The sequence below is a fragment of the Vibrio sp. 10N.286.51.B11 genome, from assembly GCF_041469245.1.
Taxonomy (GTDB): Bacteria; Pseudomonadota; Gammaproteobacteria; order Enterobacterales; family Vibrionaceae; genus Vibrio; species Vibrio crassostreae_C.
The window spans coordinates 137,536-150,834 of sequence record NZ_JBFRKI010000012.1 but is presented as its reverse complement, the minus strand read 5'-3'; the positions used below and the strand labels follow the sequence as shown (position 1 = coordinate 150,834).

10 protein-coding genes are annotated in these 13,299 nt (G+C 44.2%); 2 read left to right on the top strand and 8 right to left on the bottom strand.

The window, feature by feature from the left end; genetic code table 11:
• Window positions 1-2 precede the first annotated feature (2 nt).
• Window positions 3-680, top strand: coding sequence for an ABC transporter permease (locus AB4154_RS07620; protein ID WP_017062123.1), 678 nt, complete (start codon window positions 3-5; stop codon window positions 678-680).
• A 71-nt stretch (window positions 681-751) separates the two neighbouring features.
• Here AB4154_RS07620 and xthA read toward each other — a convergent pair whose 3' ends face one another.
• From xthA to emrD, 3 genes are all read right to left on the bottom strand, one after another.
• Window positions 752-1,558, bottom strand: a complete 807-nt coding sequence (gene xthA, locus AB4154_RS07615) for an exodeoxyribonuclease III (RefSeq protein WP_017070028.1) — start codon at window positions 1,556-1,558, stop codon at window positions 752-754.
• A gap of 169 nt (window positions 1,559-1,727) precedes the next feature.
• Window positions 1,728-3,818 (bottom strand): S9 family peptidase, encoded by a 2,091-nt coding sequence (locus tag AB4154_RS07610; protein ID WP_372122720.1) that lies wholly within the window; start codon window positions 3,816-3,818, stop codon window positions 1,728-1,730.
• A gap of 334 nt (window positions 3,819-4,152) precedes the next feature.
• Window positions 4,153-5,358 (bottom strand): multidrug efflux MFS transporter EmrD, encoded by a 1,206-nt coding sequence (gene emrD, locus AB4154_RS07605; protein ID WP_017065927.1) that lies wholly within the window; start codon window positions 5,356-5,358, stop codon window positions 4,153-4,155.
• Between the two features lie 499 nt (window positions 5,359-5,857).
• On the opposite strand from emrD, the gene AB4154_RS07600 reads away from it, so the two are divergent.
• Complete coding sequence (locus AB4154_RS07600; RefSeq protein WP_017070026.1) at window positions 5,858-7,975, top strand: methyl-accepting chemotaxis protein; 2,118 nt, start codon at window positions 5,858-5,860, stop codon at window positions 7,973-7,975.
• Window positions 7,976-8,087: 112 nt separating this feature from the next.
• On the opposite strand, the gene AB4154_RS07595 is transcribed toward AB4154_RS07600, so the two are convergent.
• The 5 genes from AB4154_RS07595 to dinG form a co-directional block, all read right to left on the bottom strand.
• Window positions 8,088-9,221: a cupin domain-containing protein gene (locus AB4154_RS07595; RefSeq protein WP_017070025.1), complete on the bottom strand. Its 1,134-nt coding sequence runs from the start codon at window positions 9,219-9,221 to the stop codon at window positions 8,088-8,090.
• Window positions 9,222-9,271: 50 nt separating this feature from the next.
• Window positions 9,272-9,442: a pleiotropic regulatory protein RsmS gene (gene rsmS / locus AB4154_RS07590; RefSeq protein WP_017055021.1), complete on the bottom strand. Its 171-nt coding sequence runs from the start codon at window positions 9,440-9,442 to the stop codon at window positions 9,272-9,274.
• Entirely contained in the window at window positions 9,432-9,980 is a 549-nt protein-coding gene (locus AB4154_RS07585) for a primosomal replication protein (RefSeq protein WP_017070024.1), read from the bottom strand. Before AB4154_RS07585 ends, rsmS begins: the two co-directional genes overlap by 11 nt.
• Before the next feature lie 22 nt (window positions 9,981-10,002).
• Window positions 10,003-10,782 (bottom strand): TSUP family transporter, encoded by a 780-nt coding sequence (locus tag AB4154_RS07580; RefSeq protein WP_017062114.1) that lies wholly within the window; start codon window positions 10,780-10,782, stop codon window positions 10,003-10,005.
• Between the two features lie 128 nt (window positions 10,783-10,910).
• Window positions 10,911-12,986 (bottom strand): ATP-dependent DNA helicase DinG, encoded by a 2,076-nt coding sequence (gene dinG, locus AB4154_RS07575; protein WP_372122637.1) that lies wholly within the window; start codon window positions 12,984-12,986, stop codon window positions 10,911-10,913.
• Between the last annotated feature and the right edge of the window lie 313 nt (window positions 12,987-13,299).

Below are 13,299 nucleotides of genomic sequence, written 5' to 3'. Positions count from 1 at the left end.
TTATGGACTTTTCATTGATAATTGAAAGCCTGCCGATTTACCTTGGTGGTTTATGGACAACGGCTTGGATGGTTTGCGTTGCTTTGATCATTGGCTTATTCGTCGCCATACCACTAGCTATCGCTCGTAACAGTCCAAATATGCTGATTAATGCTCCGGCTTGGTCATTCATCTATTTCTTCCGTGGTACGCCATTACTGGTTCAGCTGTACCTGATTTACTACGGTATGGACCAATTCTTCCCAGTGAAAGACACATTATGGGAAAACGCGTGGTTCTGTGCTTTGGTGGCATTCATTCTTAACACGTCAGCTTATACCGCAGAGATCATTCGTGGTGCGATTAACGGCTTACCTAAAGGTGAAGTCGAAGCAGCAAAAGCTTACGGCATGAGTACACCGAAGACTTACCGTCGTATCATTTTACCAAGTGCTCTGCGTCGCGCATTGCCGGCTTACAGTAACGAAGTCATCTTCATGCTTCACGGCTCTGCGGTAGCGGGTATCGTAACCATTATGGACTTAACCGGTGCAGCACGTTTGGTTAACTCACGTTACTACGCTCCATTCGAGTCTTTCCTAACGGCAGGTCTGTTCTACATGGCACTAACGTTCATCATCATCGCGATTTTCAAATTCGCAGAGAAGCGTTTCCTTGCTTATCTAAGACCCCTTAGCTAATTGCATTTTACATAGTTAACAAAACGGCGCTCATTGAGCGCCGTTTTTATTGAAAGTGTCTGTTTAACTCGTTACTTGAACGTCGACCAAATTGGCGCGTGATCAGACGGTTTTTCGATACCACGTAGCTCGTAATCGATGCCAGCTTCAGTACACTTATCGGCAAGCTTTTGAGTCGCTAGGACTACATCAATACGCAGGCCGCGGTTGTCTACGAAGCCTTTTGAGCGGTAATCAAACCACGAGTATTGATCATTCACTTCAGGGTGCAGCAAGCGGAAGCTGTCTACAAAGCCCCAGTCCATCAATGTTTTCAACCATTCTCGCTCTTCTGGTTGGAAAGAGCATTTACCTGTTTTTAACCAACGTTTCGCATTAGGTTCACCAATGCCGATGTCTGCGTCGATAGGGCTGATATTAATGTCGCCCATCACAATCACTTGCTCATCTTTGTTGTGATAATCGTTTAAGTAAGTCATTAAGTCTTTATAGAACTGGCGTTTGTACGGGTATTTTGTTTCATGCTTGATGTTATCCCCTTGAGGGAAGTAGCCATTTAGCACGGTAACCTTTTCACCATCTTCATCTTCAAACGTCGCCATGATCATGCGTTTTTGATGGTCTTCATTATCTGTTGGGAAACCCTTCTGCACAGAAATAGGCTCTTGCTTACACAACATTGCCACACCGTAGTGGGCTTTTTGACCGTGGAAGTAAACCTTATAGCCCATTGCTTCAACATCAGCAATTGGGAAGGCTTCATCGTGCACTTTTATCTCTTGCAGACCAATCACGTCGGGTTGGTGTTTGTCGATAATAGCTTGCAGTTGGTGAAGGCGGGCTCTAAGACCGTTGATGTTGAAGCTAATTACTTTCATTTGTTTTTATACCTCTCGTAAACCTTTGTCACTGCTTGTTTTTAAAGGTTTTTGATTTGGTGGATTTCATGGTTCATCGTATTTAACCATGCTTAATAATTTCTGTCGCCACTTTGTAGAGACAAAATGGCGACATTAAATGATGTGAATACTTACAGTTACGTAGAATCTATTGAGTCTTAAGTAAATCCAAAAAGAACGCGTATTCAAGTGCGTCTTCTTTTAATCGTTTAAATCGGCCAGAAGCGCCACCGTGACCGGCTTCCATATCGGTTTTGAACAGCAATACGTTGTTGTCTGTTTTCATTTCACGCAGCTTCGCAACCCATTTCATTGGCTCAAAGTACTGCACCTGTGAGTCATGCAGGCCTGTCGTTACCAACATGTTCGGGTAGTTTTGTACCTTAATGTTGTCGTACGGTGAGTACCCCAGCATGTAATCGTAGTAGGCTTTATCGTTCGGGTTACCCCATTCGTCATACTCATTGGTGGTTAGAGGGATCGATTCATCGAGCATGGTTGTCACAATGTCTACAAACGGAACATGTGCACCAATACCACGGTACAGTTCTGGTGCTTGGTTGATGATTGCTCCCATCAATAGACCGCCAGCAGACCCCCCAACGGCGAACACTTTATCTTTCGCGCCGTAGCCTTCTTCAACAAGCTCTTTGGTTACATCAATAAAGTCGTTGAACGTGTTTTGTTTGGTCAGTTTTTTGCCATCTTCATACCAAGGGCGACCAAGCATTTCTGAACCGCGGACATGTGCGATGGCATAAACAAAACCTCTATCCAGTAGGCTTAGGCGAGTTGAGCTGAAGGTAGGTTCAATCGTAGAGCCGTAAGACCCATAGCCGTATTGGTAGATTGGGTTAGTGCCGTCTTTCTTAAATAAGTCTTTACGATAAACCAAAGAGACAGGAACTTGCTTACCATCGCGAGCCGTAATCATGATTCGCTCTGATTGGTAGTTATCCGCTTCGAAATCACCTAATACGGGTGTTTGCTTCATGAGTTCGGATTCACCTGTACTTAGGTCGAAATCATAGTAAGTACCTGGCGTGGTTAAGCTGCTGTAATAGATACGAACTTTTGCGTTATCTAATTCATAGTTACTCGTTAGGTAAGCGGCAAATGCGGTGTCGTTAAATTCAAGTGGAAACTCGTGGCCTGTTGAGAGTTGGCGAACTTTCACTGTAGACAAGCCATCCGCGCGTTGCTCGTAGACAAGATGGTCATCAAACAACTCGAAATCTACAAGCTGAGTATTATCGTCCGCTGGGATGACATCGACCCATTTTGAGCGATCATGCATCTCTTCGGTTGTGACTTTCATTAAACGGAAGTTGACCGCTTGGTAGTTGGTGTAGATGTAATACAAATCACCTAGCTTAGCGATGCTGTACTCTATGCCGCTCTCTTTTGGGTAGAAAGCCTCAGCTGTAGCCTTTGGGTTGTTGGCATCGATGACTGAGACACCGCTGGTTTCTGTGCTCGAATGCCAAATGTAGACCTGTTCTCCATCTTTGCTTTTACTCAAAGAGGTGTAGTAAGCGCTATCGGCTTCTTCGTAGATTAACTGATCGCTTGCCTGAGCTGTGCCTAACACGTGGCGGTAAACTTGATAACCCAGCAATGTTTGTGGATTTTTTTTGATGTAGTAGAAGGCTTGGTTGTCGTTTTGCCACGCGATAGCACTTGAAGCGCCTTCAATTTCATCTTTTAGGTATTCACCTGTTGTGAGGTCTTTGATCTTGATGGTGTAAATGCGGCGGCTTAGCGTATCTTCGCCATAGGCCAACAAGTTTTCGTCTGGGCTGATCGTTAAGCCACCAATACTGAAGAATTCATGCTCTTTTGCTAGCTCGTTTACATCTAAGATGACTTGCTTGTCTGTGCCTAAAAAGTTTTTTTCACGCAGGTGAACTGGGTATTCGTTGTCGCCTGTGACCTTATTCGAGTAGTAGTAACTGCCTTTGCGAACCGGTACCGAATTGTCGTCTTTCGCGATTCGGCCTTTGATCTCTTGAAATAATTGTTTTTGTGCTGCTTCTGTATGTTTTAACACTGTATCTGCGTACTGATTCTCTTGCTCAAGCTGTTGCAAAATCTCTGGATCTTGGCGTGCATCATCGCGCATCCAGTAGTAATCATCGATTCGGGAGTCACCATGAATCGTCATTGCGTGAGGGACTTTCTTAGCAACGGGTGCTTGGGTTTGCTGAGCGACGAGCTGTGATTGAGAGTAGTGGTTCATGGTTGATATTCCTTGATTGCTGCATCCGGCGACAAGCGCTATTGATACGACTAATGTGGTTAAAGCGATACGCATCTATATATCCCTAGTGTGCACCTTACTCTTTTTGATGCCAGCATCCTTTGTTGGTTGGGTATCTTCCAGTGATATTATTTATAATTGGATTCTGGATATGCACCTTCATCGTAAGTGTCTGTTATTGTTTTCAAAAAATCAAAGTAATGTTAAATGAAATTACTGATACGTGAGAGTGGAAGGAATAAATGTGCAACAAAAAGGGACACACTTTTCAGTACGTCCCTTTCCTTTGTTTGGGCAGGATTCGAGCTTTACGTTAAATAGCCAATGGCATTTCATTTGAGTGGTCAGGTTTACGATTAACCCAACGTAAACCAAGCATAGCGATGAATGACATTGCAATCATCAAGCAACCGAGTGGCAGTTGGTCTTGAGCTGGGAAGAACGATGCCAATAGTGTTGCGATGCCAGCACCTAGATTTTGCATACCACCTAAAATCGCACCTCCAGTACCAGCGTGGTACGGGAATGGCGAAAGTGCCCCTGTTGTTGCTGCTGGGAATAATATGCCAGCGCCCAAGAAGTAAATTGTGGCACCGCCAATCAAAGTTAATGCTGTTGTTTGACCAAACAGACCCGGTATCAATACCACTGTTGAGCCTACCAATATCGCAACCAGACCAACATTCAATGCACGGCGCTCAGAGCGACGTTGTGCGATGTAACTAGATAAGCCTGCACCGACTAAGTAACCTGGAATAGGCAAGACAAACAGCAAGCTTACTGTGGTTGCCGGTAAGCCAAGTACGCCACCAAGCAACACACCTGCCGCTGCTTCAAATACGGCTACACCAGCAAAGGTTGCGACTAATACCAATAAGAAACCTTGGAAACGTTTATCAGACAGAACGAACTTGTAGCTGTTGGCAACCGATTCATGCTTGCGTCGTTCTTTCGGCAGTGTTTCCATCATGCTCGTCATCATAGTGATCACAACAGCAATACCAAACAGCGCAAGGAATAAGTAGCTAGAACGCCAGCCGAAAACTTCTGTTAGGTAACCACCCAGTACAGGAGCCATCAATGGTGAGAAAATCACACACATGCTAATCAAGCTGTTTGCACGGTGCAGCTCTGCGCCTTCAAAACAGTCGCGAGTCAATGTACGAGACATCGCACCACCACAACCGATGCCCAAACCTTGGATAAAGCTGCCCGCTAAGAACCATTCATATTCGTGAGCGAACAATGCTACCAAAGTACCGATGATGTAGATGATCAAACCAATCACGATGATCGGTTTACGACCTAGGCGATCTGAAAGTGGGCCGTAAACAAATTGCGACAGACCATAAGGGATCAAGTAACACGCCATCACTGCCTGCAGTGAAGATGCCGAAACTAAGAACTCACCTGCCATATGACCGATAGAAGGCACGTACATCGTTTGAGTCATTTGACCTACGGCAGTCAGAATAGCGATTAAAAAGGTAAGTTTCGCTAATGGAAACGAGGCGGACATTTGCGTATCTCTCCAAAAATTAAGACGTAAAAAGCCTTAGCGCTCCATTAAAGGAGAGCCAAATGAATAAAGTGTTCAGGGAATCTAGGCGTGAGATATTAGAGCTTGATTGCGGGCTTAGCAATCAAAAAGTGTGAAGTTGATCAAGATAAAAATCTATAACTTGGATTATAAAAACTAATCCGAAGTTGCTGCATTTTAAAGAGGGAGAGGGTGGAGTGGGCTTCCTTTAAATATCGATGTTCTGGCTATGTCCAAAGCGCTAAAACCTAAGCAACACAGCTAATGATTATATGAGTACATCATTTGAAATCACAGAAAAAAGGAAGAAAACACGCTCTATTAACATTTGTATAAACTTTCGTTTTATATGTAAGCAATTTGTGCTGTAATTATCCGCTAAGCTATTCGTCTAACTCATTTACATTGTGTACAGCAATTCGTTGTCGATGTGATAGTTATGGTTATGGAAGTCTTTTGGCTTAAATAAGGATATTAAATGCGCTCTCTATCGGTACAGTGGAAAATAACCCTCTTAGCAGGTTGTTGTTTAATCATTACGTCACTGTCTCTTATTGGTTTCTCGATCTACAACGCGACGAGCAATCAACAAGTCATCAAATCTCAAAGTTCAGAATCAGTTATCAATAAAACTCAGCAGTTGCTGGCGTCTGTTTCTCAGCTAAACGCTCAAGAAACTCAACGTTATGTAGACGAAGCTATTTACCGCGCAGAGATGCTTGCGGCCAGTGCTCAGTTTCTAAAAAACAATGCAGACGAAAACTTTACACCAAGTGAAGAGCTTCGCACCGCCTTGGATGAAATGGTTCGTCGCTCGGTTTTAAACTTCGACTCTATTCAAGGAGCGTATCTAGTTTTCAAGCCTGACTTGCTCGATAGTGAAGATGCGAATTATGTCGATGCTGATTATGTTGGTTCTAACGAAAAAGGTCGTTTTGCTCCTTACTGGAAGGTGGCAGATAACGGTGAAAATGTTCTAGCGAACGTTCTTTCAGAATCTATCTTGAATGATGACAGCAATAGCGAACGTTTTTACTGTCCTTTGTCTTCAGGGCAAACGTGTATTAGTACGCCGAGAGTCGTGAACAGCGGTGGTGTAGCACTACTTACGTCCTCTATTTCAGTCCCTATTTTGGTTGACGACGTTGCTATTGGTTTTCTTGGTATTGATCTAAGACTTGATGGTTTAACCAGTGTGATTACTCAATCTGACCAGAGCTTGTTTAACGGTGCGGGTAAAGCTTACGTGGTTAGTCTAGATGGTTCGGTCATCGCTTCTGATGATTCAAGCATTGCAGTCGGTTCAACTTTCCAAAGTGGCAATACAAACAGTGATTTAATGACCGACTTTATCTTTGGTGGTGAAGTGACAACGCAATGGAGCGAGAACGGTGAGTGGTTACTTGCCTTTGCACCTGTTGTTGCAGCTAACCAAACTTGGGGGGTGTTGTTTGAGATCCCAAGAGACAGTGTCGTCGCTGACGCAAATAAATTGGATTCCATCATTAGCACTAAGCTAAGTGAAGGCATCAAAACAGAAGTGATCGCCGGTACAGTGTTTATTATCTTTGGCTTAGCCATTATCGCGTTTGCCTCGTTGTCTATTGTGAAGCCGATTCGTCAGGTTGTGGAAAGGTTGAATGACATCGCTTCAGGTGAAGGTGATTTGACGCAGCGCTTGGAAGTGAAGTCTCAAGATGAAATCGGTCAGTTGTCAAAAGGATTTAACCTGTTCCTAGATAAGCTGCAACACACAATCAAAGAAGTCATCCACACCACAGAACAAGTGGCAAATACTACCAGCCAAGCGAAAGCATCAGCATCAAGTACTCGTGAAAGCAGCGAGTCTCAATTTAAAGAAGTGGATCTAGTCGCGACAGCGGCCGAAGAGATGACTCAAACTGCGGGCTTAGTGGTACAAAATGCAGAAGTGGCCGTTGATGCAGCGTGCGAAGCGAATCGTTCTGCTCAACAAGGGCAACAAGTCATCGAACTTTCAGCCGGTGAAATGAGAAAGCTGGTGGAGCGTATGTCGAGTGCTGTTCCTATTGTTGAAGAATTGGCAAAAAATAACGGAAACATCACCGAGATCTTAAGTGTGATTGAAGGGATCTCTGAGCAAACTAACTTACTGGCATTGAACGCGGCGATTGAAGCGGCTCGTGCTGGCGAACAAGGTCGAGGTTTTGCTGTTGTTGCGGATGAGGTAAGAAACCTCGCAAGTCGCACCCAGTCATCGGTTGGTGAGATCAGAGCGGTGATCGACAAGGTTCATGCTGGAACTCAAGATGTCGTTGAAGCGATACAAGAAGGCAATATCCTAGCTAACGATACAGCACTACACGTTCAGAAAGCAGTTGAAGATCTGGGGTCGATCTTTACTTCTATTGAGGCGATCAGTGATATGAACAGTCAGATCGTTCGAGCAGCCGAAGAGCAACAATCGGTTTCCGGTGAAGTAAATCAAAGCGTGGTTAATATTCGCGATTTGAGTGCGAAGATCTTGGAGCAAGCCGCGGCTTCTGAGCAAGTCGGCAATGAAATTGACCAACTGTCTCAACAACAACAGAAGTTGGTCAATCAGTTCAAGGTATAAGCATTAAGCCTTAACCAGTTCTTGAATAGAAAAAGGGACAAATGAAGATTTCATTTGTCCCTTTTTTAATTGTTTATTTAGAGGCTAGGCAATAACCAGCGGTTGACGCTGCTTACTCTTCGATAAACCAGTAGCCTTTGTTGACCAATTCAGTCACGACAGTTATGCCCGAAGGAGATAGGGCAGTAGCCGAGGTAATCATGGTCTCATCGCAAAGTATGTTGAGTAACGAAGAATCCGCTTCATCAACCTTAACCACTTCGCCATTGATGTAAGCAGTGTTGCTTTCATTTTCGTGGTAGAGCGCCTTTAAGCCTGATACTCGGTGAATCTCACCTTCAGACTCTAAGTGTTGAGCGATCTCTTCTTGAGTCCATAGTGGCTCTGGAGCAACGATATCAAGCTGGTGGCGTGATTGGCTTAGCAGACAACCCATGAATTCACTGATGGTTTCAGGTTGCTCTAGTGCAGATTTCAACATGTCTGTGAGATTGCTTAAATCCGATGAACGAATTTTTCCGTAGCCTTCTTGCATTTTGAATTCTGGATCGTGCAGGTGTACGTCACCCATATCATGAGCAAGCACAAAATCGGCAAAGTTGCTGATCAGTTCTTGTTCTTTAGGCGAGCGGTAGCCAATAGAGTAGCTCATTGACGGCTCTAACGTGCTCCCTTCATGTGGGAAACCTGGTGGGATATAAAGGATATCGCCCGGCTCTAAAGTTTCATCAATGATTGGGTCAAAACCTTCAATTTGACGAAGTGCAGACGCTTGAACAGTCTCTTTGTATTGGCCAACATCTTTAGCGCCAACCTTCCATTGACGTTTGCCTTGACCTTGAATGATGAAGACATCGTATTGATCAATATGTGGGCCTACGCCGCCTTCAGGTGCTGAGTAGCAGATCATGAGATCGTCGAATAACCAGTTTGGTAACGCTTGGAACGCCTCAGTCAGCTGATTTGCGCCTTGGTGCCAGTGGTTCGCTGCTTGAACGATCAGTTGCCAATGAGTTTCGGTTAATTCGCCAAACTTTTCTTCAGAGAATGGGCCGTGTTCTGCAGTCCACTGATTGTCGAGGTTAGAGACAAAGCGAGAATCCACTTCTTCTTCCATCGATAAACCAGCAAGTTCTTCCGGCGAAATTGGGTCGACGAAGTTTTGGAAGCCACCCTTTAAGATGGTTGGTTTTTTATGCCAGTAGTTTTCAAGAAACTCGGGCATAGAAAAGCTGAGTTGGTACATGTGAATCCTGTATATTTTTATGCTAGATGCTAGATGCTAGATGCTAGATGCTAGATGCTAGATGCTAGTTTGGCTTGTAAATCTTGCTGGACAATTTTGATTGCTTCTAACGCGACTTTTGGATCGATTTCGTTGCTTTCGAGCAGATAGATCAGGTCGACAGCTAACTTAACTTCTTCTGGTGCGTTATCCAGTGGTGATGGTGTGTTATCAGTGTTCATTTCGCTTAGGGTTCTCTAAGTTAATCAGTCTCTCAATATTTTTCATTGAGTCTTCACAGCGTTCTAATCGCTCTTTTGCTAACTGCCAAGCCTCTTCCGCTTTTTTCTTACTGTGGCGAGGCGCAGAATCAAACGCTAACTTTCGTACTCGTACTAAATCGACCAATCGCTTTTGCCAGTCTTGGTGCTGGGCGAGTTCGTTGTATAGGTCGTTCAGGGTTTTCCCTGACTTGCTTTTTCGGTCCAAGCGTAAATCGTGGTTGGCTAACTCTCTTTGGATTGCTGCAATCTGATTGGTCAGCTTTTCTGTCAGGTAGTTGGCTCTGGACGCGGTCAGTTGATTTGAGGTTTGTTCACGTACAATGGTGCGGTACGTTGCCTGAGTTTCAAGTGCATAGGGAAGCAAAACAGAGGCGCCGCATTTAAATAAGGCTCGGTCAAACAAGGCTTGATGATAAGCCCCTCGAGATTTGTCAACCTGCGAGCAATGGCCAATCAAGGTATCAATAACACTTTTTAGCTTTGAAAATTGATTCATTTCACTTCCCGTTGGCTACTGCCTATAAGTTCACAAACCAAGCTTCGTATGCCAGTTTAATTGCAAGTACGCTTACAACTGTAACAAACACAGGTCTTATAAATGTAGCACCGAACCGAATAGCAGAGTGAGCGCCAACAAATGCACCGGCCATCAAACAAAGGCCCATGGTTAAACCTAGAACCCAATCAATATGACCAAGAATCGCGAAGGTCACCAAAGAGGTAAAGTTACTGGTAAAGTTCATGGCTTTGGATAGACCAGAGGCAAGTAAGATGTTTAAGCGATAAAGCGCCATAGAGCTTACCGTCCAAAACGCGCCAGTTCCTGGGCCAGCAACCCCATCATAAAAGCCAAGAATGAATCCTTGGTACTTTTGTTTTCTCTTAAGCACAGGGCATGGCTTAGGAGACACATTATGGCTCACATCTGGAGTCTTATGAAAAATGGTATAGACCGCTGCGGCAAGAATGACTAACGGCAATACCTTCTCTAACCACTCGGTGCTAATGGCATCAACAGTGAGTGTGCCGATGGTCGCACCTATTAAAGTAGATATGAATGCATTGACCCAACACTCAGGCTTGAACAGCTTTTTACGGTAGTAAGTGAATGCAGCTGTAGATGAAGCGAAGGTTGCTGCAAGCTTGTTAGTACCCAATGCGATGTGTGGCGGTAAACCAAGTGACAGTAAAGCTGGAACGGTTAACATCCCTCCGCCACCTGCGACAGCATCAATAAAGCCTGCTGCAAATGCAACCAGAGCAAGTATGACCAACATGGTTGGCTCAATCATTTCCATAAATAGCTAGTGTTCTCGTTATCGGCTGATAGGGCAGCCACATGAAAAATCTATGGATTAGTCATGTTGGGTTGTGAATGCAAGGGCCTAGCGATGAAGGCCCATAACTACCTCAAGGGCAGGGGATATTAGTATTTTATTGTTCTTTTAAAAGGCGGTAGTGAATCGAGTAGGGACTTTCCGTATCGCTTCGTTACTATGCGTCTATCAAGGATCGTGACTTTACCAGAATCTCTTTCCTTACGCAGTAGTCTACCCACAGATTGAATAAGCTTTTTACTCGCATCTGGAACAGTAATCTGCATAAAAGGGTTACCACCGCGTGATTCAATATATTCTGAATGTGCTTGCTCTACGGGAGAGGTAGGAACACCAAAAGGAATCTTGGTAATAACGAGGTTTTCAAGAAGCTCACCCGGTAGATCAAGACCTTCAGAAAAGCTGCCAGTTCCAAAAAGAACGCTGGTTTTACCTTGGTCTATTAGCTTTTTATGTTTTTTTAGAATTTCAGTTCGTGAAGTATCGCCTTGAACCTGCAATGCCCACGACTTTTTAACGAAATCTGTTGTTAAAGCCTCTGCAACTTTGTTCATTTGCCAGTAAGAAGAGAATAGAACGAGATTGGCTTTTTTGTCTTCTATTACCTTAGGCAAAATTTCAATAAGATATTCGGTAAACTGAGGTGCTTGTGGTTCGTACTTCATTGCCGGAACGATCAACTCAGCTTGATTCTGGTAATCAAACGGTGATGCCAAAGCCAAAAATTGTACGCCATCTTCTGCTTTTTGGCTGATACCTGCTTGATGACAGAAAAAGCTGAAAGAGTTGAGCGCCCTCATGGTCGCAGATACTAATACGGCACCCACACAGCGGCTCCAGATTTGTTGATCCAGTTGCCAACCTACCTCTAGTGGCGAAACATTCACAACGAAATCGCCTTCGCTTTCTTTGTTAAGTTCGAGCCAACGAGCCAAAGGAGCACCTTTTTCTCTCTTCGGTTCAGCCATTAAGCGCCAAACTTGAGCAAGGTTCTCTGTTCTTTGTATATAGAAGCCAATTTCTGCCAGTGCCGGCTCTGCAAGCTTTGCTGAAAGCTCGCCGTCTTTAACTCGTTCCGCAATCAGGTCTGCAATCTTCGCAACTGTTTGGCTCGCCTTTTGTGTGAGTTGCTTGAGGTCTTTTGATTCATTCTCAAGCCACTCAGGTAAGTCGCCATGTTCGAAGCGATACAAGCCGTCTTCAAAGTGGTTAGCGTCAAACTGTTTACTCATTTGAGTCAGGGTAGGGATCAGCTGTTGCACTGAGTCTTGCAGCTCATTTCGAAATCGATGGACACGTTTCTCGTCAGCGAGGCCTGAAAGCTTAGTGATTGATTGATTCAAACGCTCCAACCACGATGCTGCGCCTTTTAAGCTCGCAGCCGCAGAAGAGTGATCTCTGGCTACATGCGGTAAATGGTGAGCTTCATCGAATATATAGATGCTATTTTCTGGTTCAGGCAGTATCACGCCGCCGCCTAAGTCTGCATCAGCCATCACTAAACTGTGATTGGCGATAATCACGTCTGCTTTATCTAGCTCTGAGCGAGCTTTCTGGAAAGGGCAGTCTCTATGCGTAGGCATACTGTTGTTACAGCTGTGTTTATCGCTGACAATCATCTGCCAAATCATGTTGTCGATGGGTTTTGGCCACGAATCACGGTCACCATCCCATTTACCTTGGGTTAGGCTACGATACATGGTTTGAAGTTGGTCGATATCCTTCTTCTTTGGCTTAGATTCGAACATGGCTATTTGTCCGCCATCAACCCCGCAGGCAGCGGCTAGCTTTTCGGAACAACAATAACGCTGTCTGCCCTTCGCTAATATGAAAGAAAACTCTCGATCAGTCAGTCTTCTATATAGAGGGAGATCTTTATTGACGAGCTGTTCTTGTAGCGCAACCGTCGCCGTTGATATGACTATTTTTCGGTTATTGAGCACAGCGACAGGAATAGTTGCCATTAAATAAGCCAGTGATTTCCCGATCCCGGTTCCCGCTTCTGCAACAATCATGCGATTACTTTTGTGGTATTGACCACAAAGTGTCTTCGCTATTTCTGCAACAAGGTAATTTTGAGCACGTCGAGGTACAAAGTTGTCCAACTGATCTTGGAGGTTTTGATAACTGGTGCGAATAGATTTTTGAATTTTAGTAGTTAGCATACTGTGACCTACGTAACGGAGCGAGGATAGTAGCACATATCACTAGTCGGTACATTTACGGTGAAATAGCTTGCTTTTGAATCAAAGGTAGATCTTGTTCACAAAAAAAAACTGAACCATCAGGAACTTAACTATTTTATTTATGTTGCGAAATATAAATATTAAAAAAGACTTGCTTGTAGGTGTTAAATCCTGAGATGTGGCGTTTTTACAAGTTGTTTGTGGTGTTAAATGCTGTTTTGTTCTTTTTTTGGATTATTATATTTCCTGGTAAAACTAAGGATAAGCTGCTCGTAAAACTATGAAAAAAAAT